The organism is Bacillus sp. IT-79MI2, assembly GCF_949768135.1.
Lineage (GTDB): Bacteria > Bacillota > Bacilli > Bacillales > Bacillaceae_G > Bacillus_A > Bacillus_A pseudomycoides.
Map to the genome: position 1 here is coordinate 1 of NZ_CATKPV010000070.1, position 25775 is coordinate 25775.

Annotated in this window: 26 protein-coding genes; 9 read left to right on the forward strand and 17 right to left on the reverse strand. The window is 32.5% G+C overall.

Annotation, left to right across the window (positions count from 1 at the left end; all coding sequences use genetic code 11):
- Positions 1-432: 432 nt before the first annotated feature.
- The 3 genes from ACM6HU_RS17960 to ACM6HU_RS17970 form a co-directional block, all read right to left on the reverse strand.
- A complete protein-coding gene (locus ACM6HU_RS17960; RefSeq protein ID WP_414848358.1) occupies positions 433-1437 on the reverse strand; it encodes a hypothetical protein in 1005 nt (334 codons plus the stop codon).
- Between the two features lie 162 nt (positions 1438-1599).
- Complete coding sequence (locus ACM6HU_RS17965; RefSeq protein ID WP_414848359.1) at positions 1600-3084, reverse strand: hypothetical protein; 1485 nt, start codon at positions 3082-3084, stop codon at positions 1600-1602.
- Between the two features lie 193 nt (positions 3085-3277).
- Positions 3278-3643, reverse strand: a complete 366-nt coding sequence (locus ACM6HU_RS17970) for a hypothetical protein (RefSeq protein WP_414848360.1) — start codon at positions 3641-3643, stop codon at positions 3278-3280.
- 469 nt (positions 3644-4112) lie between these two features.
- On the opposite strand from ACM6HU_RS17970, the gene ACM6HU_RS17975 reads away from it, so the two are divergent.
- Positions 4113-5597, forward strand: coding sequence for an ATP-binding protein (locus ACM6HU_RS17975; protein ID WP_414848361.1), 1485 nt, complete (start codon positions 4113-4115; stop codon positions 5595-5597).
- A gap of 553 nt (positions 5598-6150) precedes the next feature.
- Here the strand turns inward: ACM6HU_RS17975 and ACM6HU_RS17980 are convergent.
- Positions 6151-6747 (reverse strand): recombinase family protein, encoded by a 597-nt coding sequence (locus ACM6HU_RS17980; RefSeq protein ID WP_414848362.1) that lies wholly within the window; start codon positions 6745-6747, stop codon positions 6151-6153.
- Positions 6748-7200: 453 nt separating this feature from the next.
- On the opposite strand from ACM6HU_RS17980, the gene ACM6HU_RS17985 reads away from it, so the two are divergent.
- On the forward strand, positions 7201-7383 hold the full coding sequence (locus ACM6HU_RS17985; protein ID WP_414848363.1) for a hypothetical protein: 183 nt from the start codon (positions 7201-7203) through the stop codon (positions 7381-7383).
- Positions 7384-7600: 217 nt separating this feature from the next.
- Positions 7601-7987 carry a hypothetical protein gene (locus tag ACM6HU_RS17990; protein ID WP_414848364.1) on the forward strand — a complete coding sequence of 129 codons (387 nt, stop codon included), beginning with the start codon at positions 7601-7603 and terminating at the stop codon, positions 7985-7987.
- Between the two features lie 658 nt (positions 7988-8645).
- On the opposite strand, the gene ACM6HU_RS17995 is transcribed toward ACM6HU_RS17990, so the two are convergent.
- Together ACM6HU_RS17995 and ACM6HU_RS18000 are read right to left on the reverse strand one after the other, a co-directional pair.
- On the reverse strand, positions 8646-8969 hold the full coding sequence (locus ACM6HU_RS17995) for a hypothetical protein (RefSeq protein ID WP_414848365.1): 324 nt from the start codon (positions 8967-8969) through the stop codon (positions 8646-8648).
- 61 nt (positions 8970-9030) lie between these two features.
- Positions 9031-9663 (reverse strand): hypothetical protein, encoded by a 633-nt coding sequence (locus ACM6HU_RS18000; protein WP_414848366.1) that lies wholly within the window; start codon positions 9661-9663, stop codon positions 9031-9033.
- Between the two features lie 146 nt (positions 9664-9809).
- Between ACM6HU_RS18000 and ACM6HU_RS18005 the strand changes: the two genes are divergently transcribed.
- The gene (locus tag ACM6HU_RS18005; protein WP_414848367.1) at positions 9810-10517 is read left to right on the forward strand and encodes an IS6 family transposase; all 708 of its coding nucleotides are present in this window, start codon (positions 9810-9812) and stop codon (positions 10515-10517) included.
- 111 nt (positions 10518-10628) lie between these two features.
- Here ACM6HU_RS18005 and ACM6HU_RS18010 read toward each other — a convergent pair whose 3' ends face one another.
- From ACM6HU_RS18010 to ACM6HU_RS18045, 8 genes are all read right to left on the reverse strand, one after another.
- On the reverse strand, positions 10629-11183 hold the full coding sequence (locus ACM6HU_RS18010) for a TlpA family protein disulfide reductase (protein WP_414848368.1): 555 nt from the start codon (positions 11181-11183) through the stop codon (positions 10629-10631).
- A gap of 7 nt (positions 11184-11190) precedes the next feature.
- A complete protein-coding gene (locus ACM6HU_RS18015; RefSeq protein WP_414848369.1) occupies positions 11191-11751 on the reverse strand; it encodes a MauE/DoxX family redox-associated membrane protein in 561 nt (186 codons plus the stop codon).
- A 46-nt stretch (positions 11752-11797) separates the two neighbouring features.
- Positions 11798-13618, reverse strand: coding sequence for an ABC transporter ATP-binding protein (locus ACM6HU_RS18020; RefSeq protein ID WP_414848370.1), 1821 nt, complete (start codon positions 13616-13618; stop codon positions 11798-11800).
- A gap of 211 nt (positions 13619-13829) precedes the next feature.
- Positions 13830-14024 (reverse strand): hypothetical protein, encoded by a 195-nt coding sequence (locus ACM6HU_RS18025; RefSeq protein WP_414848371.1) that lies wholly within the window; start codon positions 14022-14024, stop codon positions 13830-13832.
- A 28-nt stretch (positions 14025-14052) separates the two neighbouring features.
- Positions 14053-14256: a hypothetical protein gene (locus tag ACM6HU_RS18030; protein WP_414848372.1), complete on the reverse strand. Its 204-nt coding sequence runs from the start codon at positions 14254-14256 to the stop codon at positions 14053-14055.
- A gap of 15 nt (positions 14257-14271) precedes the next feature.
- Positions 14272-14820, reverse strand: a complete 549-nt coding sequence (locus ACM6HU_RS18035; RefSeq protein WP_414848373.1) for a hypothetical protein — start codon at positions 14818-14820, stop codon at positions 14272-14274.
- Positions 14821-16710: 1890 nt separating this feature from the next.
- Positions 16711-18348: a putative polysaccharide biosynthesis protein gene (locus ACM6HU_RS18040; protein WP_414848374.1), complete on the reverse strand. Its 1638-nt coding sequence runs from the start codon at positions 18346-18348 to the stop codon at positions 16711-16713.
- A gap of 874 nt (positions 18349-19222) precedes the next feature.
- Positions 19223-20329: a hypothetical protein gene (locus ACM6HU_RS18045; RefSeq protein ID WP_414848375.1), complete on the reverse strand. Its 1107-nt coding sequence runs from the start codon at positions 20327-20329 to the stop codon at positions 19223-19225.
- Positions 20330-20659: 330 nt separating this feature from the next.
- Here ACM6HU_RS18045 and ACM6HU_RS18050 point away from each other — a divergent pair, with 330 nt between their 5' ends.
- From ACM6HU_RS18050 to ACM6HU_RS18065, 4 genes are read left to right on the forward strand one after another with little or no spacing between them, the layout of a single operon-like run.
- The gene (locus tag ACM6HU_RS18050) at positions 20660-20788 is read left to right on the forward strand and encodes a hypothetical protein (RefSeq protein ID WP_255851991.1); all 129 of its coding nucleotides are present in this window, start codon (positions 20660-20662) and stop codon (positions 20786-20788) included.
- Positions 20789-20801: 13 nt separating this feature from the next.
- Positions 20802-21125, forward strand: coding sequence for a hypothetical protein (locus ACM6HU_RS18055; RefSeq protein WP_414848376.1), 324 nt, complete (start codon positions 20802-20804; stop codon positions 21123-21125).
- Positions 21126-21139: 14 nt separating this feature from the next.
- Complete coding sequence (locus tag ACM6HU_RS18060; RefSeq protein ID WP_414848377.1) at positions 21140-22303, forward strand: FtsK/SpoIIIE domain-containing protein; 1164 nt, start codon at positions 21140-21142, stop codon at positions 22301-22303.
- On the forward strand, positions 22290-22943 hold the full coding sequence (locus ACM6HU_RS18065; protein ID WP_414848378.1) for a hypothetical protein: 654 nt from the start codon (positions 22290-22292) through the stop codon (positions 22941-22943). The genes ACM6HU_RS18060 and ACM6HU_RS18065 overlap by 14 nt, the downstream gene beginning before the upstream one ends.
- A 38-nt stretch (positions 22944-22981) precedes the next feature.
- On the opposite strand, the gene ACM6HU_RS18070 is transcribed toward ACM6HU_RS18065, so the two are convergent.
- Positions 22982-23203, reverse strand: a complete 222-nt coding sequence (locus tag ACM6HU_RS18070; protein ID WP_016132906.1) for a helix-turn-helix domain-containing protein — start codon at positions 23201-23203, stop codon at positions 22982-22984.
- Between the two features lie 366 nt (positions 23204-23569).
- Between ACM6HU_RS18070 and ACM6HU_RS18075 the strand changes: the two genes are divergently transcribed.
- Positions 23570-24040 carry an endonuclease domain-containing protein gene (locus ACM6HU_RS18075; RefSeq protein WP_414848380.1) on the forward strand — a complete coding sequence of 157 codons (471 nt, stop codon included), beginning with the start codon at positions 23570-23572 and terminating at the stop codon, positions 24038-24040.
- A 21-nt stretch (positions 24041-24061) separates the two neighbouring features.
- On the opposite strand, the gene ACM6HU_RS18080 is transcribed toward ACM6HU_RS18075, so the two are convergent.
- On the reverse strand, positions 24062-24619 hold the full coding sequence (locus ACM6HU_RS18080) for a MerR family transcriptional regulator (protein WP_098634613.1): 558 nt from the start codon (positions 24617-24619) through the stop codon (positions 24062-24064).
- A 772-nt stretch (positions 24620-25391) separates the two neighbouring features.
- Positions 25392-25775 (reverse strand): hypothetical protein, encoded by a 384-nt coding sequence (locus tag ACM6HU_RS18085; protein WP_286117077.1) that lies wholly within the window; start codon positions 25773-25775, stop codon positions 25392-25394.

A 25775-nucleotide genomic window follows, 5' to 3' on the forward strand; every position in this document is an offset into this window, starting at 1 on the left:
GCATATGCAAATGCTTCTGTATTTCAAGTATACATCTGTTTATAAATGTATACCTTTAAGGACCTAACTTGTATCCTTATAAAATCAAGGTTTATCACGTTTATAAATATGATACAAAACATTTATAAACGTTTATTAAATCACTAAGACCTTTATAAAATATTTAGCGTACAATTTTCTCGAAATGATATGGTGGTCCCTAATAGTACATCCATTCACCATCAGCAAAACAGTAAAATCCTATTTTCCCTATGACAAAATGAATTTATTAAAATTCAAAAAAGAGGTTCTTGTACATTAATAAGTTGAAAATTATCTGAGCGTACAGAATTCTCATAATTAACTGTAGTAAGATGGAATTCTTGTTTTGGGGGCGTTATAAAATTCTTAAGTTGATGGGCATGCGGCTGAACCCCAGTTAGGCATCCGACTTTAGTCGTTAATTTCTTCGTCAATTGATTTGTAGTCTTTTAAAAACATTGGCACAAAGGGGCTAAATGACCGAATACTAGAGGAGTTCTCCCCAAAATGAAGAATCAATTTGCTTGTTATTTCTACTATCTTTTTCACATCAATGTTCTTTAGTTCAAAGTATTCTGTTTCACCGTATCGTGCTTTATATAACGCCACTCTCTCAATATCAAAGTATGTACTTACATAGTCGAACTGTTCGGCAGTTAATGAAATCTCATTCAAAAGATAATAGCCGATTAATTGAGCTGCATGTTCCTCCCAATATGCGAACGATTTTCCTGTTTTGAAGTCGTATAAGACGCCGTCAATTATTATATCGCCATCTGCACCATTAACCATTAAAGAGGCAAGTCCAAAATTAGGGTTGTACACAACTTTGCTTTCTTCACGAACAATTTCAGGAACAAGGAATTTCTCCTCAAATACTTTGCACAGCGCTTCTAATTCCCTGGCTATATCTTCACTTGGAGGGGAAAATAAGCTTTTGCGTATATCCATCGGCGGCTTATGATTGCGGAAAACACATTCTAAATTAGCTAAAAAGCACGATACTTTAATTATCGTTTGAATATCACTTCCACCGGCTACAAAATCCATCATTAGATCTATTGCTTTGTTGTAGAAGCTTTCTAATCTAGTTGAAATGTCATTATCTTTTCCTAGAAACTGCTTCATTACATCCAATCCTTTTTCTGCTGCTAATTCCGTAAATAAATCTTCGCGATTGTTAATGACTATTCTTGCAATCATTAATCTAGCAATATAATCAAATGCCGTCCCCACTATCATTGCGTTATGGTTATTTTCTAAAGTGTATGGCACCAACGTATCATATTCATTGGAAAAAGCTGTATTACCGGATAATGTCTGAAAATCATTTCGATTAGGTGTTACTTCTTTTATGATGGTTTGGAATTGTTTTTCATTTTTTTTTGAACCCTTCAGCATACTAGTTAATGACATAATATTTTCACTCCATTAGTCTATTTGTTAGACAAGTATTTTTATTTTTTGCTCAATATCTATTTATCAACAAAAGGACACCATATCAAAAAAAGAAAATTGTACGCTTGAACACAATTTGGACACGTTAAAAGAGAATATTAAAAACTATCATTTTACTTATCACCGTGATATGAGACCTTCTTTGACTAATTCCTGTACGAATTCCCTTAAAATCTCTTGCATATTTTCACTTGTTTGAGCGATTTCTTCAATTACTCCCTTATCATTCTTTTCATGATAATTTATAAATGAATAATCAAACCACTTGCTCTCATTCTGTCTATTATTCATTAGCAATTGAAGCACGTCTTCTTGTTGAAATATCATTTTTTCAAATTCATACAAGCTCATCAACTTGACGTTAGAGCATAGATATTTATATTTTTCGCTTCCATGTTCAATTTTTAGCTTTTCTGCAGCCTTAGTCATTATGTTTTCTCTTAGAATATAACTATCCTCGTATAAAACAACAGCTCCAAAAATATTTTCTTTTAAGAAGTCAACTTTCACACTGAACGGGTAATATTCGTTTTGAAAACGATCGGTTATATGCCGATAAACTTGAATGACAGATTCGACCATCCGATCAACAGTATGTTCTACATCTTGATTCTTTAGATTCCTTAAAGAAACCCGTGGACTCATACTTTTACTATCTAACATCAGACATTTATTTCCTTTTCGAATCATTATATCTAATGTACGTTTGTTATTTCGTTTATACTTATACGGGAATTCTGGTATGACCTCCTCAAACCATTCGGATAAGCCACATATGTGTAAAATATAGCTCTCAAGAACCTCTTTTCCAAATAGTTGGCGAAGTGTATTGTTTCCTTCTGTCAATCTAAACAAAAGTGAAGACGTAACAGATTGTATTATGAGGTGAGGCAATGGCAGAAAAGTCTCCTGATTGTAAGCAATGAAAGGAAATTGATAAAAGTATTTAAAGCCATAAATGTATTGAGTAATGTCATGTGTTATCTTTTTTTGAAGAGATATATAATTTGTTCGATCAATGAGAAGATGCTGAGTTACAAAACTGTACCTTCTGATTACGTAATCATAGATATTTGGTGTTATGGATTTATTGATCTCTCTTGAGAAAAGACAATGAATAATAAAACCGAATTTTTTAAATTCATCGTAACTACATCCAAATTTTTCAGTAAATTGTTGTTTCATATTAACATCCGCATTTTCAAAATTGAAGATATATGAATACCGATAAATCTTATAACCTATATCTTCTTGGATTTGAAATTGATTTAGCCCTGTGACAATCATAAAATAATCTACAAATCTGTTGTTATCTTCAGCGATTTCTAATTTTGGAGGACGATAATCCTTGATTGCATTAATTATTTCAATGAACCGTTTCCTTCCTTTTTTGTCCTCAAATTTATGGTCAGAATATTCCCCAAATGTGATAACAGAAAACAACGCAAATGTCTCTAAATCCCACGGCAATGCTTTGCCACGCCATTCATCAATAGGGATCAAACCATTGATAGACATGAGTTCCTTTGAATATGCTTGGCATACATTCATTTTTCCCCTAAAATCATATCGTTTTAACAATATTGGTATTCTTTCAAAATCCAAAAAGTTACCTCCTAAATGGTTTCTAATATATCCGTATAATAGCATAGACCCGATATAATAGAGTGACTTTAGACTTGGTATATTAGGGGTATCGCTAACATTTTGGAAAGAAACCACGCTAAGCAAATAAAATAAGCCGCCCATATGGACAGCTCATTTACATAATTATCGTTATTAGAAGTAAATGCATCTACTAATATTGGAAATTAATGATTGTATAATATCGTGTGAAATATCTGTAAGGAATACTTTCTGTTGTATTTCCTTTTTGAAAAGTTAAAGAATTTCCGTATATATCTCTACTTATAAATTCCCATCCGTTTTTCTCTTTCATTTCAATATAAGGATCTAGCTCTCCTCGTTTTACTAAATAAGGGTGGGTAATATCATCTGTTTGCACTTCCATTATATTTTTATCTGCAAGTACCATCTTTGACATAGCAATTGCCAGTGGTATCGGATTTCCTTCTTGAAAAATGACATCCTTTTTTTGTACAAAGAATACGCATGCAACACTAAGTATTACAGATAAGGCAATGAAAGATAACCTTAATTTCATCAAATCTCCTCATTCCTTTCTACTTTAAACACTATTTCTTGTTTTTTATAATATAACCCTGTTCAAAAGGGAATTTATATAAAACAAATACATCCTGTTATTATGTCAACCCTATACCTATAAGGTTGACATAACGTCCCATTATCGGTAGCAAGAAAAAGGCGAATTCCCTTTGAAAGTAGGGATTCGCCTTTTTCTTTTTCTATAACCCTATTCATCTTTTTATACATTCCTGTCCTGGCGTGGGTTCAGGGCTCTTGTTTGTTACTGGATTAGCCAAAAAACTGTATAAAATCTTGCATACTCTTAGCGTGGTTTTTTCCGAAATGCTGGTGGTACCCCGGGAAGCATAACATTACAAAAATTTTCATTATATGCATCATCATCCTATAATATAATTATCACTCTCACAGATGTATCAATTATGTATATTTTGAGCGTTAATCCTATTCTGAAAGGAAAGAGAAACTTGAAACCTATAAATTTATTATCTTTGATAAATGCAAAAGAAACGTTAGAAGAAACTGTCTTCGATTCATACACTAATAATTTTAATGTTCAAATTAAAGATGCTGAATTAGTGGACCTAAAATCACTAGCAATAGAGCTGCTTTCAGTATTTAAAAGCGTGAGTATTACAGAAGGCTTTTATATAGGTTATACAATTAATCAAATAGGAAAGGAATTTGACCTTTTACGTTTTGGTGAGAACACGATTATAAATATAGAACTAAAAAAAGTGAACACAGGAATTAAAATGAAAGAGCAGTTGATAAAGAATAAGTATTATCTTGGCTTCTCAGGTAAAGAAGTTTTAAATTTCACGTATGTTGCATCAGAAAAGAAAGTTTATTATCTAAATGATAATGAAGATTTTACAGAAGTGGAAATATCTTTTTTAATTGAACAACTTGAAAAACAAAAGTTAATAGATATAGGAAACATACATAATTATTTCAATCCCTCTAATTATCTAGTTTCTCCATTCAATTCTACAGAGGATTTTCTAGCAGGTAGATATTTTTTGACCGAGCATCAAGGTAATGTTAAAAAACAAATTTTAAGATTACCTACAAAAACTGGTCCCAATTTTATTTCAGTTGAAGGTTATGCTGGAACAGGTAAAACGCTACTTACATATGACATTGCTAAAGAATATATAAATCATTCACAGCGAGTTCTGATTTTTCACTGCGGCTCTTTAAATGATGGGCATAGAGAATTAATAAATAACCACAACTGGACAATTGCGCCTGTTAAGAACTATAGATTATACAATCTTCAAAACTTTGATCTTATAATTTTTGATGAGGTTCAGCGAATATCTAAAATTCAATTAGAAGATTTACTATCAAAAATTAAAGAAACTAAAGCGAAATGTGTTTTTTCATACGATCCTGCACAATGTCTCGCAAAATGGGAAACTGATAACAATATTCCTGAATTTATAAAAGAACAGGTCTCCCCTACTCATTATAAGCTGACAGATAAGATTAGAACTAATAAAGAATTGGCAGCGTTCATAAAAAACTTGTTTGATTTGTCTAAAAGAGATTCAAATCAAGATTACTCTAATGTTGATATCCATTACTTTAAATCAAATGTTGGGGCACTTAGTTATATGGAAGTACTAAGAGAACAAGAATGGAAAATAATAAGATATACACCTTCCCAATACGATAATTTTCCATATGATAAATTTCAAAGTTCAATTGATGAAAGTGCACATAATGTAGTGGGACAGGAATATGATAATGTAGTTGCTGTGATAGATGAGTACTTTTTCTACAACGAAAACGGACAGTTAACAACTAGAGGGATTAAGTATTATTATGATGTAACAAAAATGCTCTTTCAAATGGTTACAAGAGCCCGAAAAAAACTCCGTATTATTATTATTAATAATGAAGATGTTTTAAATAAATGTTTAGGTATCTTAAATACTAATAGATAGTAATTACTTTTAGTATTTGGATTAGAACCAACAAAACGCGAAATATCGTTTATGGAACCTTCTTAACGTACGGCGAAATCTATTTTTCGCCTTGAAAATTCCTTAGCGTACGAAATTCGCGTTTTGTTGGCGGGATCCCTAATGGATCTAATTTTCGAATTACTCCTGTTGATTTCATGAAACCTCTCCCTTATATATTCTATAGCTCTATATTTCTCATACCCTATGCCATTTTCTCATTGTAACAGGCTTTCTTCGTACATGAAAAAAATTATGATCCAAAAACTTATGACCAGAACAAAGATATTTTTATACTTTTGCTTAAAAGAAATATAGGGGTTCTATTTAAATTTCAACTTAGTTCCAATATACAACATTTTAACTTAAAAATTAAAATTTTAATTGAACGAAATTTGCAGTTTTAAAAGGTTTAATACACATAGTTATAATTAAACGCCTCAAAATGCGCCTGACGGTATCGTGGTTTTTAAATATACATACAAAATACGGTCTTATTTGAAAATGTTTCCCAAAAACATCCTCTGTTTCTTATTCACTCAGTTTTTAAACGATTTCTTTTTTCCCGTTGCAAGGTACTTATACTAATTCCCGTCTTTCTTTCCACTTTCCTATAAGATTCTGTTTCTAACAAACCGAGGGCATGTTCTATTTGCTCTTTATTATATTTCTTCGGTCGCCCCTCTTTAAAATCTGGATTCAACTTAGCAATCGCTTTTCCTTCTTGTGTACGTTCTACAATCATATCTCTTTCAAATTCAGCGAATGCACTCATGATATTAAACATCAATCGACCAGTTGGCGTGTCTTCCACTACTCCCATATTAATGACATGTACCTTAACTCCTTTTTCAAATAACATTTTAATCGTTTGGATTGCATTTTCAGCCGAACGTGCAAAACGATCTAATTTTGTTACAACAAGTGTGTCGCCATTTTCTAGTACAGAAAGTAGTTCTTGAAATTTTGGCCTATCAAATTTTGTACCTGTAAATTTTTCAGAGTAAATTTTCTCGCAACCTTCTTTTTCTAACATTTGAATTTGAGATTCCAAATCCTGGTTCAATGTACTCACCCTAGCATATCCATATTTAACCAAAATCTCACCTTTTCTACGTTTACTTTTGACCATAAGTTTTGATGTAGGTCAATGTACTGATTTTATCACATCTCAAACCCATGTTCAAAACTTTTAAGTTATGAACATAGAAGTTTTATTTCTACGACTACAGTAGTAATGGAAGATGTACCTTAAAATTTAGTTATGTATATTTAGAATGCAAAATAACACTTAAAATAGATGCAAGATAACTCCTAAAGTGACAGCAGTTTTGAAATAAAAATAAGTAGTTTTAATAACGTTAAGAGCATGCAAGATTTTATACAGTTTTTCGGCCAATCCAATAACAAACGGGAACCCTGAAACCCACGCCAAGATAGGAATGTATAAAAAAATGAATAGAGTCATTTTAAATGGTAAAATAGGGAAAAAGGAGAGTCTAAATAATGCCTTTAGAAACCACTATTTATTACATAGAAGTTGCCGAAAAAAGAGATGAAAGAGAAAAGTAAGGGAGGGGCATAAATGAAATATATTAATGGATTGTACATATCACTTATATTGATGATGTTTATTAATTTACTTAATACTACAATACTTGATAATGAATATTCAGGGATAACAATGTATCTTTCTTCCGTTATATTCATAATTGGGAGCACATTTTTCGGAAATGCAAAACGGCTTAAAATTAGTGAGGAAAAATAAAACAAAAAAGTGATACCCATTTATCTTCTTGCAACTAAGTCCTCCAGTTAAACGAACTAGAGGACTTTTAATAGTCTTCTAAATATATTGAATCCCTATAATAGGGCGTTATGTTAACCTTACATGAATACGATATGCATATTACATTTTATATATATTAGGTAAAGGTAACTGTCATATAATGAAGATAGCATTATGAATTATATGGGGGATAGCAATGAAAAAATTTATAGTTAGTTATTTAGTATGTCTCATATTCTTTTCTATATTTACATCTAGTTTGGATTTTATAATTAACCCTGGGGGTATGGCGGAATCATGGGGTTCCCCCTGGTCGATAGCTATTCTTTACATCATGTATGGGAGTATACCTGTAGTTATAGGCTGTCTACTAGGAGAATTCTCTTATAGAAAAATAAAAAGAAGTTATAAATTAAGTATTGGGATACCCCTGTTTATATTATTAGGTTTTTCCTATACATATTTAATGAGCATCGGATTATCTGGAGGATATGTATCTTATTCTATAATGGAATTTATTAAATTTAGTCTTCCTATTACTTTGTCTTCCTTAGTTTTCTATTTCATAAGACGAATAAACTGATGTTAATCAATTTCTGATAACGATAATTATGTAAATGAGCTGTCCATATGGGCGGCTTATTGTATTTTTTGCTTAGCGTGGTTTTTTTCCAAAATGCTGGCGGTACCCCAGTAAATAATACGCATCTGTTTATAAGGAGGATTTTAATATGCCTAAATTGACTTGTAGGGGATATATTTCGTTATTTTTATAAGGTTAAAACGAACTTTTAGCAAATTGCGGTTTGATTGTGCTTGCAGTACATTAAATTCGAGACTAGCGTTCTAGTTTTTCGACTATCACCCCTATTTGGAATCCTGTCTAATGACAGGATTCTTTTTTTGTATGCCAATTCTTTACGTATATCTAAGAATTATAGTTCGCAATAAGGGGCACGGCAACGATTACTACTTTTAGGGACCACTTGCAACTTTAAGTTAACAGAACTAGAATTCCGTTAACTTTTTGAGATGAATCTGACAAGATTCGTTTACAGAACATATTTAAAGAAAACGTTCTTGAAAACTTCTAATCTAATTACCTTAAAGTCATCGTTTTATCATACATTGCAAAGTTTTTTGCAAGTGGCCCGAAAAAAAACGAATCGTTGCCGTACCCCTACAATAGGGGTAACACCAACAAAACCCGTAGGACTTATCAATTCCTACGGGTTTTATTATTAAAATTCTCTAATATTGATTGCAAAATGAGGCTTGAATCTCACTTCAATAGCCTTTTTTTGTTCTGTGCATTGAATATGCAGCGTATCATTACGAGAATAGACTCGTTCTACAGACTCCATATTAACATCAAACAAACATCCTTCATTATAAGATAAACTTAATTTAACTGTATTTTCATAAACTGACATAATCATTATTAATTTAAACCCTAAGTGATCAGTTTTTCTATAAAGATATACGCATGCGCCTTCAATTAAAAAATCTTCTGGTTCACTCTCAAATAGCTCTAATAACTCGTACTCATCATATTTAATATTCAATGTTTTTAACCTACCCTTTGTACTGGTCTATTACATTTGTATAAATAGCGGATAATTGTTTTTATTTTTTCTTTGCGGGAACAACCGTAACAACATCCCCCTTATCATTAATAATAACGTAACCATCTTTAGTAGTATACTGCCATGTACCAGGTTGACCACCTGGAGAACGGGAACCATTTTTGATAATATCTTCAACTACATTTGGTGTCATGCCACGAGGGTCAATTTTAGAGAATAAAGCTTCGTATTCCGGTGTTCCTGGTTTATATCCCTTTTTAGCAGCCATTTCACGCGCCCTTGTATTGAGTTCTGCCCTAATTTCTACAGTATCGGGAGCCATTCTTTCTAAGGCATGCTCGGAATATTTACGGTCATTGATGACTCCTCCGCCTCTTGGCATACTCCACCCAATACCTGAAGTACCTTGTGTTGCTTTTTCAAGGTTTTTCGCTTTCTTCTCAAGTTCCCCGACTTTGCCGAAAACTCGACCGACAACTTTTGATGTACCACCTGAAACAACTGCCAATGTACCCCATGCATAATCATCAGGTCCATATTGTTCTTTTGTTAAAGGATTTTTTCCCATCATCATTTGTGTGCCTTCTTTTATTGCACCAACGCCAGGCGTAATATCGAGCATAAATGATATTTGTTCATTTGTCTTCTTTTCTTCGGCTAGATACGCCTCCATTTTTTCTGGAGGTACTCCAAAATCTCGTAAGCTATTTCTTAAATCAATATTTCCGGTTCCGGTGCAAAAACTTCAAGATACATGCAAGTAATCTCTAAATCTTGGACATACTGATACTATTACTCTAAAAAAGGTGTGTGATCGGTATGAAAAAGGAAAATTTGTTCAAATGGAAGCACTATCAGCCTGATATTATCTTATTAACGGTAAGATGGTACCTACGGTACAATCTAAGTTTTCGTGATTTGGTAGAAATGATGGAGGAACGAGGTTTGTCTATTGCTCACACCACCATTATGCGTTGGATGCATCAATATGGACCTGAATTAGACGAAAGAGTACGACGTCATCTTAAGACAACAAATGATTCCTGGAGAGTCGATGAAACGTATGTGAAAGTAAAGGGTCAATGGATGTATTTATATCGCGCAGTCGATTCAGAAGGGAATACCATTGATTTTTATCTAAGTGAATCAAGAGATAAACAAGCAGCCAAGCGCTTTTTCAAGAAAGCCTTGGCTGCTTCTCATATTTGTAAACCTCGTGTTATAACAATAGACAAGAACCCAGCCTATCCCGTAGCGATTCAAGAGTTAAAAGAAGAGAAACGTATGTCTGAGGGCATACAAATAAGGCAAGTTAAATATCTCAATAATATAGTGGAACAGGATCACCGTTTCATTAAGAAACGTGTGCGTTCTATGTTAGGATTCAAGTCGTATGAAACAGCCACTTCTATATTGAGTGGCGTTGAGGTCATGCATATGATAAAAAAAGGACAACTTCACCCACAGGTGAAGTCTGCCCAAAATGAAGTTAGATTCATACATAAGTTGTTTGGAATTGCATCATAATCTGTCATTGAACAGTCCATGTAGGTTCTATGTCTCTATCAAATGGTTTTTGCACCGGAACCGTTATTCTTGTTCTTCATTATATGTTTGTATCAGAACCCTATACCTTAATTAAACTACTTCTTTCCTTACACTATTAACAGTATTCATAAAATCTTCAAAATCACCAATTGTTCTATTTATATTCTGTATATTCCCATCCCTATCTATAATAAATACTGTCGGTACTCTGTCCACCCTAAAACTTTGAAAAGCTTGCGGACTAACAACGTACGGTACATTATTGACAGCCTTCTCTGGTAATTCTTTTTGAACAATTATAAGTTGCTCATGCTTTGGTAACGCTTTTACAAAACTAGATAGTTTCTCTTCAATCTTTATGCAAGTAGCACATGTATCTCCCTTAAAAAATACAATGCTGGATGTTAAATTTTTCTTTTCAAGAGTTACATTATTACCTTTAGTATCCTTAAACTTGGTAACAGGCGCTCTGTGCCCAACTTCTAACTGTTCCATCTCAATCCTTCCAGAACCTAAAGCCCTAAACCGATTAAGGAACGTAGCAACATATCTAGCAAGTTTATACATGAACGCTAATTGTAAGATCATAATTAGGCTAAGTACAATAATAGATATCATTAATATTTTTTCCATATTCTTCTCCAATTCTCCTCTATTGACATAATTCATTAAGTTTTTGTTTAATAGATAAAATATTTGTGAAAATTGTATATATTAACAAAGTTGAAGTAGCAACAACAACAATAAGCAATGAATTATAATTAAAAGTCTTAAATCCAATTAATATAAATCCATCCATATTACTGTAATAATTCACTTTATATGACATATACAAGCAAACGCCTGCAAATAATACATTACGTACTACCAACTTCCAATTTACCTCATGATTTCCCAGTATTCCACCACATCCACATGTAATATTGTTACGCTCCATTACAATACTCAAGGAAATAATTATTGCATAAAATCCAAATAATATTCCACCACTACTAAAAGCTAAAACTTGATGGAATCCCATAATAATCATTGTTCCAATTAATAATTCTAACCCAATATTTATAAGAGATATGGTTTTCTCTAAATAAATTGGTATCATTTTATAATTTCTTATAGTTAACTTGTATTCATTAAAATTTTGAATATGATCAAAAGCAGCACTAATCAAAACAGTTCCAATAATAATACGTAAAAAGAAAATTAACTCTGCCATCTATATTTATCCTTTCAACTTTTATTTAATCTTAAATTATCTATCACTATACTCTACTCACTTCTATGCTTTCTCTTACGTACATTTGATATTGTCCTTGATACATATCATAATACTTACCTTCTAAATCCATTAACTCTTTATGGGTTCCTATTTCTTTTATCTCGCCTTTATCCATTACAATAATCTTATCTGCCATTTTGGTGGATGCTAATCTATGAGAAATAAAAATAGCAATTTTATCCTTAGAAATTTCTTCGAATTGTCTATAAATTTCAAGTTCACTTTTCGGGTCTAGTGAAGATGTAGGTTCATCTAATATAATAACTTCTGAGTTTCGAAACAATGCACGTGCAATGGCAATTTTTTGCCACTGTCCTCCAGAAAGATCCTCTCCCTGCTCAAATATTTTACCTAAATGAGTATTAAAACCATGTTTAAACCTATTCATAAAAAGTTGTACACCACTTTTTTGTGCTGCAAAATTAAGCCTTTCATTATTATCCATATTTTCAATATCGCCAAAAGCTATATTTTCTCTTACTGAAAAAGAATACTTCATAAAATCTTGGAATATCACTGAAAACTTACCATTAAATTCTTCAGGATTCAAATCCCTAATATCATATCCGTTTATTGTGATATTTCCTTCTTTAAGTTTATAGAGGCCTAATAAACATTGAACAAATGTAGTCTTTCCTGAACCATTTTCACCTACTACTGCTATATGTTCACCAGCTTTTATTTGAAGGCTTATGTTATTTAAAGCATTTTTATTACTATGTGGGTACGAAAAAATCACATTATTGAGTTTGATTTCTTTTACTTTTCCCAAATTAAAGTGAGTAGTTTTGCATTCATTTTTTCCATAAACTGTTGAATCTAGTAATTCACAAAGCTCAAAGTATTCTATTACATACAGTGTTTCAGAGTAAATCCGAGCGAACTCTGTAGCAATAATATTTGTTTTAGCCTGTATATCTTGAATAGTTTGTATGGTAACAACGAAATCTCCTATTTTTAATTCCTTAAATTTTACCATTCTAAATACAATTATAGAAGAAATGCCATATAATAGTGCTTTAATTCCAATTAAACCTACCTTTATCCATTCTTGCTTTGTCACAAGTTTTAGCAATTTAGTGTTATTTTCTAGAAAGTACTTCTCCCACTTTTTGATTAAATAATCTCCTAAATTAAACAATTTTACTTCCTTTGCACTTTGTTTAGCGTATAAGAGTGCTTTAATATAATTTGCTTTTCTCATATTCAGTGTCTGAGTTCTTGCTAATTGGAATTGTTGTTTCCCAAACATAGCATTAAAATATAAAAATGGACCTGAACAAATAATGCTAAGCAAAGCCAGAGTCCAGTGTATATGAATAAGAAATGATAATAAAGTACATACACTTATGATATTACTAGCTATTAAGAATACACTTTTTACAGGAGATAATAATTGAGAAGAGATATTTCCTGTACCAGCTACTCTGGTAACTTTATTATAAAATGTAGGATCTTCAAAGAATTCGAAGTGAATTTTTTTCATTTTTAGTAATAAATTCTTCTCTACATAATAGTTAAGATTGAGTTCCATCTTTTTGAAAATTAAGCTATCAAGGCTTGTCATCATAGCCGAAAGTACTGTAATTGCAAATTGTCCGAGCAATAAATAAACTACATTTAAGTAATTATTATGATGATTTTCAATTATATTTGAAATCTCATTAACTAATTCTTTAGTCACCCATAATGTTGCAAGAGGGAGTAATGCCTCTATAATATGTATTATTATCGATAATATTAATGATATTTTGTTATTCTTCCAAAGTAATTTTGCTACTTTTTTTAGAGCTCTTATTTTCATATAACATCTGATTCTCCCAGTTAGAATTGGTAGACAAACAAGGATAAAGACTGTATATCTTTATCCTTGGAGTTAATCTTGTTAAAAAATAACTATAATTTCTTATGTAAGATTACATTATGTATACATTCACCTTACATAACCAAAAAGCAAGAATAATTAAATTCCTTGTAACTGCTCAGCTAAATACTATAATTACTATTATAGGTATTTAACGACATGTAATATCACACCCAAGGTCTTCTGTTTTACAAAGTTCTCCGCTATTACAATCCCAATACTTCTTCATTCGGCGTGCACTTCCTGCTAACAAACAAGCCCAATGCGTTACACAAGAATAGCTGACTCCCGTGCACTTACAAGGGACTGCTTCTTTATATTCAATACCGATTAGCTTTTCAAACATTTACTTCACCTCCTTTCACTTTATATTTTCAACTAGGTCGGCAATTATGATTACAGCCAATTTCTTCTGTTTTACAAAGTTCTGCAGTATAACAATCCCAATAATTTTTAACTTGTAGTAAACCGCCTGTAACTGTGCACCACCAAGGGCCAGGGTTACAAGAATAGCTGACTCCCGTGCACTTACAAGGGACTGCTTCTTTATATTCAATACCGATTAACTTTTCAAACATTTACTTCACCTCCTTTCACTTTATATTTTGCAAATACTTCTCTACGGCTAAATGGACTACAGATGCATGGACTACGGTTCCACTTGAATCTAGTACTACATAAGTAGGGAATGATGTGATATGTAGATTGTTCATCCAATCTAAAGGAACAGTAATCTTATTAAATATTAAATCCATATGGCTTTCTCTCTGATGTAACATATTACTTATTTCTAAATTAGCCTCAATATTAATAAAATTTAAATATTTATTATTTTTAATTAAATTCAACAAAAAATCAAAAAATTCAAAACAATAAACGCATTCTCCATATGAAATTAGGATAACAGTTAATTTGTTTCCTTCATAATATTCAGGCTTCAAGAAGTCAAACCTTTTTCCGTTTAACTTTTCAACCGCAATTTCCGTTTTCCTACCACTCTCCGTCACAGGCATCCTGAAAACACTGTACTGTAGTTCTTTAATACTGGTAAAAAATTTATTGAAAAGCATTAAATAACCTAATACAAGCAGTATAAGTATAAGAATAAAAACAAAGATAAAACCACTTCCTTTTACATGCATTTTTTACAATATTACGTTAATTATATTACCAAATTTATCCTAATACGTAAACAATTATTTTGATTTTTGTTTTTTTTCGGAAAAATACAATTATACTAATTTTATTTACCATTGCCTATACACATACAGCTAACTTTAAGGATCGAAAATATATTAACCACAAACTACACTTGTATCAATAAGAAATGCGGAAGATATATGCGCCAATATAATTCCTTGAAAAGTAAAAGATATACTTGCTTTGAGGAATATTCATAAAAAGCACATTAATCTTATTTGATTATTATATATATAAGTTCAATTTCTCTCTTGGACATACGTTTATCTCTTCTCTTAACCGGCTACACTGCAGATATCTTAGATGTACAGGAGTGATAGGGATGAAAGTATTACAAATAACTGAAACACACGGCTGGACAATGGAAACATTAATCCAACAAGAAAAATAAGTCAAACAGGTATGGGAATTGAGGTCGTTTCCTGTTTATGTTTAAATTGTAAAAATGTTTCTGAGTACGTTCGTTTGTTTACATAAGGCGATTAAGGCCAATTTTTAAAATGTAAATTCACCTCTCACAAACCATCATACTTGTCTCAGAGAAAACAAGAGGAACTGTTCGAAATCTAGATTCGACAAACACCTGATGAGCTCGGATTTGTGCAAGAATCCTATTGGAATACGAAAATCATTCAAAATTTACCATAGATCGATTCAATGTCGGTATGTCACGAGAAGGAATTCGTCGCATGTGTAAATGATTATTCTTAAATGTACAGTTTTGCTTGCATAAAGTTGTACAGAAATGCTTTAAATATCGACAGAAATTGTGTGTTGTTAGAAATGGACTAACGCCTTTCGCTAACGCTTCAGTTGTTGGCACACATATAGTTGAGACGGTTTTGTTACACAAATCCCATTCAACTACATGTATGAAAAAGTAAAAAAACAATGTACAACAGATATCCTTGTACATATATTTTTGACTAAAATGGCTTAGTAGCTATATTTCATATATACTTCCGCAATCGTTTTAGAGCATATTTATTCAGTCAAAAGTGTACATCCGTAAATTAGCATTTATACTATGCTTCATCGTATGGAGTTTGGCTATACACGCCCAACATATATGCTTGCGAAAGTAAATGCACAACAGGATTTCGAGAGAAAGTTAGACATGATAAAAAACAGGTTCTAGTGCAAAAATTCTAAGACTCTTGCAAGTAATCTCCTAATCTTGGACATACTGATAGTATGACTCTGAAAAAGTAAATAATATTTAAAAAATTTCGAGGGATATTAATTCAAAAGGTTTAGCCATTAATTTTAATCCAGCAAATATTATTAGTGATATAAATGAAGATCCAATTGATAATATACTTCATTTAAAGAACTATGTCATATAACCCCATATAAAAGATTGTAAGAAAATTAACGAACGAGGATTAACCTTAATAAAGAAACAGCTGCGGGAAATGGAGAAGTAGATTTTGGTTCTTTATTTACTACATTAGATAAAATTAAGTTCGATGGTTGTGATACAATCGAAAGAAATGATTATGTTGATAGTAAAGGTGGAATAAATCAATCGGTAAAATTTTTAAGGAAATACATTGATTAAGTTACACAATTTATATGTATTCTTCTAAGTTCTTTAAAACGATGAAAATGCAACTTTTACGAGTGTGATTTGTTATAAGGAGGCACTTGCTATCGATTAATTCATCTAAATGCAATAGTAGCTGATTTATAAGAAAACGTTATTATTTCTAATTTAGCTTGTGTAGAAACAATAACGTTTTTTGGTACTTGTAGTATTAAACTCCCTTAAGTTGATGGATATGTGTGCTCCCTTTTAACTATTTCTTTATACGTTCTAGGGCTTGTATGGATTATGTTTTTTGGAAACGTCTAAGAATAGGGATGTTTTTTAGTTGGTATCCTAGAATATCTGAAGTGTTATTGCCCCTAATAGCAAGTACAAAGTAGGTGAAACCACCTAAGGTCCCACAAACTATAACTATAATAAGTGATTTTATGTATGTGTTATTTGGCATCCAAAAAGTAATAAGTAATTTTATTCCCATAATTAAAGTAGCTATGATTATTGAATACAGCACAATATAAAGAAAACTTTTTCCAACCCTTTTATAATTAAATTTTGTATATTTAACAATATATAATACTAAAATAACATCAGAAATAGCGTAACCCATTGTTGTTCCTAGAACTGCACCATGTCCTCCAAGCAGATAAAGCAATGGTATATTTACAATCAGTTTTACAAGAATACCAATGGAAAAAGCAAACATAGTTTTCCTTTGATAATCAATCCCTTGTAATATAGCTGCTGAAACGGTAAAAACGGCTACCAATACAGCAGATGGTGCGAATGAAAGTAAATATCCTGAACCTTCAGCTGCAATGTGCGTATTTATATAAACAACTTTAAATATGTCATAGGCAATACATCCTAGACCTATAGCTGCTGGGACCGTGAAAAATAACACCACCTGAAAAATTTTTGTGATTTGCTTCTTTAAATCCTCATTTTCGTTATTTATGTAAGATTTTGTTATAGCAGGAATAATACTTAGTGAAAATCCTGTAGCTAATGAAGTCGGTATCATAATTAGTTTTTGTGCATAGTTTGTAATATAAGAAAAAACGCCATCTGCTTGTTCTTGGGATGATCCTCTAGCCCTTAAGATATCAGCCACTGTATACTGATCTATTAATGTATAGAGAGGAATAGCAATACCCACAAAAACTATAGGAATTGCATAACGAACTAGTTCTAAATACATCTTCTTTAAAGAAATGTAAGAAGAACGTGTTTTTCGTTCACCTGGTTTAGGTTTTAATCCATTATATTTTTTCCAATAGATAAGTAATACAAACACACTAGCAATTGCGCCAATAAATGCACCAAATGTTGCGACTGCCACAGATGAAGCAATCGTACCTTTCCATACTTTTGTGACAAGAAAACTCCCTACTAATATAAACACTACACGGGCAATTTGTTCTACAATCTGTGAAATAGCACTAGGTTTCATGTGTTGGAATCCTTGGAAGTATCCCCTTGTTACACTCATGGCTGGTACTATAATAAGGGCAAAACTAAGGGCTCTCATCGTAAATGTTACGTTTTCAACAAATCCAGGTGCAGGAGTTTTAGAGCGTATAATAAGTTCAGATACATAAGGAGCTCCTAAAAATAAAATAGTAAAGCCAATGCATCCTAAAAGAACCATTAATTTCAAACTAGATTTATATAGTTTTTTGCTCGTATTATAATCCCCTAACGCATTATACCTTGCAACAAATTTAGAAACGGCTATAGGTATTCCTGCTGTTGAAAAACTTAATAAAATACCATACCAAGTATATGCATAGCTATAAAGAGCTACCCCTTGTTTTCCAACTAATAATTGAAACGGAAAAAAATATATAAAACCCAATATGCGGGAAATTAATGTTGCACCACTTAAAAGGGCAGTTCCTCGTAATATTTTAGATGTGGACATATATATTCTCCTAGTATAGGTTTAGTATTGTCAAAGATTTCACATTGATAAATTTACAATTATTAGATTTGAAAAATTTTAAATCTAACAAACTTGTCACCTCCTAAATTTTAAGGTTCTTTTGAAAAGGTACATAAACACAAACATGGTAAGTCTAATAGAATTACTTAAAAATACTAAACAGTAAATAATAGAAAACATTTTCATTTTAAGTATAAAAATAGCACTTGGTATTACCAAAGAAAAATTTAAACTATGACGAAGTCAGAAAAGAAACAGTTTAGAAAAAACCGCTCAGTTAATTGAATTGAGATATATTTTCTACCTTTATCCAAGCAATTGGCAAACCGAACTTGTTAATGGTTTAGAGTGAAAATACCAAGAACTTAACGGGTATAGCGTTTTTTGTCCTCTTCTCCCCTGTTAAACTCAAATGAAAACATTGGTGTGTTCTTCAAAAGTGATTGCAACAGTTAAAATGTTACATCGGTGTTAATTAAAACTAAAACCATTTTTTTTATAGAACCTGAGACACAAACATAGGTCAAATATATATCAAATTTATTAATTATGACAAGTGTTTATTCAATTTTATGAATTTACTTATTATTTATTCGGTTCTGGTGCAAAATATCCATAATTTGCTTTGGACCCCATAAACAAATTATGGATATTTTGAGTGGATCCAAAAAGAAGGAATCGTTGCCGTACCCCTGCTACTGTTCTAGGGTATTTTCATTGCATAGTTTTTGGGAAAATCAAAATAGAAAGGAATTTCTTATTTCCTTATAACCCTTGAAAAAAGTATAGATATATTTACCTTAACAAACAAAAATAGGCTTATATAACTAATTTATATAAGCCTATTTTTGTTTTAGGTATTCTGTACAACTTCCTTACACACATCAACAACAACCGTCACATTGATATGTCTAGGTTTTATCTTCTTTGCAGCTTGATAGGCTGCGTATCCAGATAATACTTGATATCGTTTAGGATTATCTGCACGTTTAACAATGATTTTTTCCGAGAACATTTTCGTAGTCTCATAGCAATGAATTTGCTTTTCGATTTCTGTCTCTTCAATACTTGTTTTTTGTGCATCTGACAGTGCCCTGATTCTGTCCATCCGCATTTCTGTGGATGGATGGTACACCTGAAATGTATTTTCTTTAATGGTAATTTGAGAAGGGAATTTTGTAGGAATACATCGTCCTCCTTCGTTTAGTCTTACTTTATATACAGTGCCCTCTTTTGAAATATGAACTTCTCTACATAGTTGTTTCTTATCCCATGACCAATACTTGCGATTTGTTTCTTGATGATTTATAAGTGCGAATTGAGCACAAAATTTTTGAAAATAAGATAGAATTTCCTGTTTTGTAGAAAACAAATTTCGTTGGATAAGCTCTTGTTGCAACTGATTTTTCACGTCTTCAATTAAAAATGTTGTATCATTTTTGCAATCCGGACAAACAATTCCCATTTTGGATTGTATTTTTTTGATAGACACTATTCGCTTATCACACCGTTGACCACACTTTTGACAAACTCCATCGTATTTTGCATGTAGCTGTTCTACACGCTTGGATACAATGTGTTTCGTTTTTGAAGCTGTTCTCTCTGGTTTTTTCTCATGTACTTCGGCTTCTTTCTCCTCCTGTTTCTGTTGTAAATGAGAGCGATACGTAATATGAACAGGAGCGAAAGTATACACCTCTTCCGGTGTATGGTCCATCGTTCCTTCCATTATAATTTCATTTGCATCAGCTAATGAATCTCCTGCCTCTGCAATCATCTGTAATAATTGGTTCCATTGTTCTGAACGAATTAGTGCTGTTACTTTAACTGACCGTTCTTCTTTATTAATAGATGTCATTTGCTTTGTAACATCATGGAATTCTATTGCAAATAGATATTCCGGATCATGAGCTAAATGACGAATATGAGAAGGCTGACCTTTTACTGTAAGTTGAATCACCTTGTTCTCCTCCTTTTATGTTTTATCTTGGCGATAAACTAAAAGATTCTGTATGTAGCATCCATTATATGGACTATATAGTCATATTATCATATGTAAAAGAAAATTTTGAATATTGTCCTTGAAGATGTGATTTTTTATTTAATTAGACAACATTTGAAAGTGCATATTAGACAATCAACAACGAATATTCATTATCAAAGGAATTATCAAGGTAAATACCAAGTTTATAACCAAAGAATCTATCATGATAGCACTATCAAAAGAAATCACTCATTTCTGTATGTTTGTAGGCATTTTTGAGTCGTGTTTATAAAGGGAGGAAAGGTAATGAACAACAAGATGGCAACAGAAGAAACATGTGAGTATTGCAAATGCCTTTTATCAGCTTGGTTGTTTTGGGAGTATCGGGGGAAGAAATATTGCTCTGAATCTTGCGCACATTTTGATAAACATTAAAGGAGCTAAGACTATGTTCTCTAAAAAAGAGGTAATCTCATTTCGTTCATTTATGGATCAGTCTTATAAAAGAAAAAAATCTGTACATTTGTACAGTATTGGCGCAATCAGTCCATTTTCCTTTTTTCATATGCCACAACCTATTGCGAATACGTATATGGCGTTGGGCATCTTAGGAGGCGTGACAATTGGTGCTGTATTGTTGGAAAAATACCTGATACGAAACAATCATGTTTTTTCAGCAAAGCTCGTTTCAGACGGTCTATATTATGGGATGAAGCTTGGTGGAATGGGATTGATTGGTTATGTATTGATTCGTATTTTCATCATGCTATAGAGGGGGGAGAAACAGTGAAAGAGTGGTTAAAAAAGCGAAAATATAGATACCAATTAGAGGAGGTATTCAAGAAAGCAAAGCTATTTGAGGAACATGTCACAAGAGGTGGGAAAATACCTATATACCCGAAGATTCATGATGTGTTTGAAGAAAAAGAAAGTGTACGATACACTTTTACCTTGCCTAACGGCGTGGATCCAGCTCAAATTCAAAAGAAATGGTTTTGTTTTCAACAGATACTTGGGAAAAACCTTATGATTGAGGGCGATATTAAGAAGTTTGTACTCCATGTGTTTCATTCTCACGCTGGTTTAAAGCAATATAATTATCGTTATAAACAATGGTTACCATTATTGAAGAGCTGTCGTCTTCCGGTAGTAGTAGGAAGAGATCAGTTTGGTAAGAAGATTGTGTACGACATGGTGGATTCTAACACACCTCATCTTCTTATAGCAGGTGAAACAGGATCTGGAAAAAGTAGTATGGTACGCGTTGTATTATCTACATTAATTCAGCATATGTCACCTGATCAACTCCATCTATACTTGGGAGATTTAAAGAATTCAGAGTTCCACTTTTTGCGGAGAGTAAAGCATGTAAAAGAGGTTTGCATGGAAGAGATTGAAATGCAGATAATGCTTCAGAAAGTGTGGAAGGAAATCAAAGAAAGAAGAAAGTTAATGGAAGAGTATGAAGTGGATCATATCGATGAATATAACAAATTAAATCCTGATAATCAAAAACCATATATCCTACTAGCAATCGATGAATTGGCAATGTTGCAAGATGAAAAAGAATGTATGACGACATTAGAAAAAATATCAGCAGTTTCTAGAGCGTTGGGGACATTCCTCATGCTTTCCATGCAACGTCCAGATTCACAAGTATTAAATGGCAAATTAAAGCTCAATATGACTGTACGCATGGGCTTCAAATGTGCGGATGCGATTAATAGTAACATTGTAGGAACGCCGGGATCAGAAAACCTAGAACAATCTGGTCAAATGATTTTGAAGTTAGATGGTTTACGCAAGGTGCAAGCTCCTTTCTTAACTTTAGATCAAGCGAAAGAGATTGTAGAGCCGTATCGTTTATCCAAAGAACAAAGTGCTGTAAATGAAGACCTGGAGAGCAAAACACAAGAAGTATTTGGAGTGTTGGAAGATGACAACGAATAGAGATAAACAGATTCTAAGCCATTTACAACAGTTCCGCTGCATGTCACGAGATGATATTATTGATCTTCATTTTAAACATTTAAAGAACGCGGTAACTTGTTGTAATACTGTCATGAAACGTTTATGTCGTGAAGAGTACGTGGATGTAGATACTTCCCAGCGTCCATATATATATTTCCCCTATCCAAGTCCTATCCGTAAAAATAGCCAAAAGATCCGGCATTTTTTAGCCATTTTAGATGTGTATAAACAATTATTAAAGGTAGAAAAACCGAAAGTATTCCAGGTAGAACCGAAATATAAAAAAGGATATATGGAACCAGATATCTTTACGATTTGGCGAAAAAGTCCATTCTGTATTGAAGTACAAAAATCAATTTATAGCAAGGCGGTTATGCAAACCAAGATAAACCGCTATGAAGCCTATTTTCGTAGCATGGAGTGGCAAAAAGAATCCTGGCAGCCCAAACATACCACTGTATTTCCTTCCCTTCTCATTCTCACAGACTCTCAATATCCTATCTCAAGTTCTAATTTCCGTATTTTTCAAGCCTCTTCTATACAGCATTTTCTTGAACAAGTGAAACCAAAGGCAAAACCAATTTCTGTGCAAGTTGGATCAACAAGAAAACAATTATAATAGTGAAGAAAAGCACAAGACCCTATTTCTTGTGCTTTTTACATGTCCCAGAAGTCATTTATTTTTGCATGAGGATCAACTTTTCTTATAGCATTTAATATTTTTCTCATAATCTCTGGCTTTGGTATATAAGAGGTGTCTCTACATGCCTTACTTACAGTTTTAGCGGACACTTTAGATTTTTTAGCCAACTCTTGTTGCTCAATACCTTGACGATCTAACCATTTTTTTAGATTGGTTCTTTTATGGCGAAAAAACATTTTCCTCACTCCCATACCCATGATTTTTTATTTACAAGTATGGACAGGAAAATGAACCTATATACACTTCAATTTACCTTAGGGTTATTAAGGATATGAAAAAATGAGATTCATAGATTATTCACACGAACGATTTATTGATATTTTTGCCTGGAATGAGGTATACATACAATGCAAAGATTTGACTTACGCATCATACAACAAATCTTTGCAAGGCGGTTTCCAAAAAGATTCAGCATACTCCATCCGTAGATAATAAGGATAGTGGCATTTTTATTTTACCTGTATAAGGGTATGTGATTAAAAGAGATTGGCCATATTACATTTTGAGAACTAGCTCAAATATTTTTAATGGAGTGTGAAAATATTATGGGTTTATTAGTTGTATTGGCTTGCACAATTATATTTTTTCTTTTAGCTCAAATTACCTCTCCTTCATCTAGTTACAATCCGTATAATGATCCGCAACGGATGAAATGCAGCAATAAATTGGAAAAGCGAGTATATGATGCAATACGTTATAGAGGATATCATCCAGTTGTACAATATAAAGTATCAAATACACGTTTTAAGTTAGATTTTGCATTTTTTTCTCCAACTGGTACGAAAATAGACCTAGAAATCGATGGACCATTCCATCGGACACCAGAGGGAATCAAACGGGATAGAAGACGGGATAAATATATGAAAGCAGATGGATGGAAAGTGATTCGAATTACAGACGTTGCCTTAAAGGATGGATTTGAAAAGCAAATACTTTCATTAGAAGCCAAATTAAATGAATTAGGGATAGAACCATCCAAAGAATCGGATTTTGTTTTGTTAGAACAAAAATAAAGACGTATGATGTAGTTTTCATCATACGTCTTTATTTTTAGAAAAGAGCTTAGACCAGAATCCTTGTTTTTGCTCTTGTGTGGATGCTATGAGTTTTTGAGTTTCACGCATATCATCGAATTCTTTTTTTAGTTGTTCATATTGTGATAAGAGAGTTTTATTTAACTCATTAGCTGATTTTAACTCTTGAAGGATCTGCCTATTTGTTTCTTCTTGTTTTTGGAATTGTTCCATAAGAAGTTGAATTGTCTGAGCGACTTGTGAGCTGCTTGGAATTAAGTTATTTTCTTGGTGAGCGAGGGGCGCCCGTTCGTTCATTTTTCCACCAAACTCTTCTGTTACAATAGATGCAGCTTCTTCCTTTTTAACTTTTTGATTTTTGATTAGATACTTGTATTTTTCTAATGCTAATAGATCATGAGCGGTGAATGCGCGGCTTTCATTTGCTCCTTTTGTAAATTCATATCCGCTCATTTCGAGTTCATTAGCCCAACGTTTTAATGTGCTATTGGATATCTGGAGTTTTTCGGATATCTCATGTGTCCAGTAGGCGCGCTCTTGTGGCATAGCATTTGTCATTGTTTTATCCCTCCTGGTTCATTGTCGCTCATTTTGAGATTAAACAGAAAAAATCTGACTTCCTTTAATTTTGAAGTGAAACTCTTTTTTTATCAAGGCTTTCAAACTGTTTTCTTTAAACACTTTTAGCTGTACATATAAACCTTTTGGGAATTAAATGAAATCCGCATATTATTTAATAAAAGAAGGATCTTGAAATCACTTAACCGAGTATTTCATTATTTGGCTGTGGTTTTTTGAATACTCCGTAAGAATTCGAACCTTTTGGGCGGCATGTGAGCTGTCGAGATCAAAGTCTTATTCCTATTGGGCGAGGGGCGCCCGTCCGCTCACATTTTAAACGGATGCTTTTGTAGATATAGATAAAGCTTCTTTCTTTTAATTTTTTGATTCTTAATCAGATATTTACATTCCTCTTAAGTTAGTGAATTATGAGCGATAAATGCACGACTTCAATTTATTTCTTTGGTAAATTCATACCCGCTCATTTATAGCTCATTAGTCCCAGATTATAAGGTGCTGTTAGATAAGTGGAGTTTTTCATTAATTTCATGTGTCCAGTAGCCGTGCTCTCATGGCACGGCATCTTTCATGGTTCTATTCCTTGTGCTTACAGTCGCTCATTTTAGGAGCAAACAAAAAGGACCTCGCCTTTATATTTCTATCTAAAGGGAGATCCTTCCGTTTAAAAATCAGGGTCTTCTAAATCTTCGTCATTTTTAATAAAAAAGAGTTGCTCTTATAAAAGAACAACTCTTTTTATTTCACTGTATTATGCATACGGATCATCGTCTAAATCATTTAGTGATCCCCAAGATTTCTCTTCTTGTTCTTCATGGGTTTCCCTAGGCTTCGCTATTTCTGTGTTTGATTCGACTTGTATTTGATTTAAATCTGATGAAGGAATAGGTTTCTGTTCCTCATCTTTCTTTATTGTTAAAGGCTTTGTTTCAGCATCTAAAGAAAAATTATATTTACGTGGTAGAATTTCAGCTACATCTGTATTACCAATTTGCTTATGGAGTTGTTGTGCAGCATACAAAAAGAACATTGTTAAATCACTTTGTTTATTAATAAAATCAAGCATTTCATGTGAAACGTCTTTTTTGATATAGACATTTGCTCTGTCTCCTGGTTTGTATTCTTTACGAGCCAT

Coding starts and splice junctions, on each gene's coding strand:
- ACM6HU_RS17960 (WP_414848358.1), bottom strand. CDS start 1,437: ATGTCATTAACTAGTATGCTGAAGGGTTCAAAAAAAAATGAAAAACAA.
- ACM6HU_RS17970 (WP_414848360.1), bottom strand. CDS start 3,643: ATGAAATTAAGGTTATCTTTCATTGCCTTATCTGTAATACTTAGTGTT.
- ACM6HU_RS17980 (WP_414848362.1), bottom strand. CDS start 6,747: ATGGTCAAAAGTAAACGTAGAAAAGGTGAGATTTTGGTTAAATATGGA.
- ACM6HU_RS17985 (WP_414848363.1), top strand. CDS start 7,201: ATGAAATATATTAATGGATTGTACATATCACTTATATTGATGATGTTT.
- ACM6HU_RS17990 (WP_414848364.1), top strand. CDS start 7,601: ATGAAAAAATTTATAGTTAGTTATTTAGTATGTCTCATATTCTTTTCT.
- ACM6HU_RS18000 (WP_414848366.1), bottom strand. CDS start 9,663: ATGGAGGCGTATCTAGCCGAAGAAAAGAAGACAAATGAACAAATATCA.
- ACM6HU_RS18005 (WP_414848367.1), top strand. CDS start 9,810: ATGAAAAAGGAAAATTTGTTCAAATGGAAGCACTATCAGCCTGATATT.
- ACM6HU_RS18015 (WP_414848369.1), bottom strand. CDS start 11,751: ATGGCAGAGTTAATTTTCTTTTTACGTATTATTATTGGAACTGTTTTG.
- ACM6HU_RS18020 (WP_414848370.1), bottom strand. CDS start 13,618: ATGAAAATAAGAGCTCTAAAAAAAGTAGCAAAATTACTTTGGAAGAAT.
- ACM6HU_RS18025 (WP_414848371.1), bottom strand. CDS start 14,024: ATGTTTGAAAAGCTAATCGGTATTGAATATAAAGAAGCAGTCCCTTGT.
- ACM6HU_RS18030 (WP_414848372.1), bottom strand. CDS start 14,256: ATGTTTGAAAAGTTAATCGGTATTGAATATAAAGAAGCAGTCCCTTGT.
- ACM6HU_RS18035 (WP_414848373.1), bottom strand. CDS start 14,820: ATGCATGTAAAAGGAAGTGGTTTTATCTTTGTTTTTATTCTTATACTT.
- ACM6HU_RS18040 (WP_414848374.1), bottom strand. CDS start 18,348: ATGTCCACATCTAAAATATTACGAGGAACTGCCCTTTTAAGTGGTGCA.
- ACM6HU_RS18050 (WP_255851991.1), top strand. CDS start 20,660: ATGAACAACAAGATGGCAACAGAAGAAACATGTGAGTATTGCAAATGC.
- ACM6HU_RS18055 (WP_414848376.1), top strand. CDS start 20,802: ATGTTCTCTAAAAAAGAGGTAATCTCATTTCGTTCATTTATGGATCAG.
- ACM6HU_RS18065 (WP_414848378.1), top strand. CDS start 22,290: ATGACAACGAATAGAGATAAACAGATTCTAAGCCATTTACAACAGTTC.
- ACM6HU_RS18070 (WP_016132906.1), bottom strand. CDS start 23,203: ATGTTTTTTCGCCATAAAAGAACCAATCTAAAAAAATGGTTAGATCGT.
- ACM6HU_RS18080 (WP_098634613.1), bottom strand. CDS start 24,619: ATGACAAATGCTATGCCACAAGAGCGCGCCTACTGGACACATGAGATA.
- ACM6HU_RS18085 (WP_286117077.1), bottom strand. CDS start 25,775: ATGGCTCGTAAAGAATACAAACCAGGAGACAGAGCAAATGTCTATATC.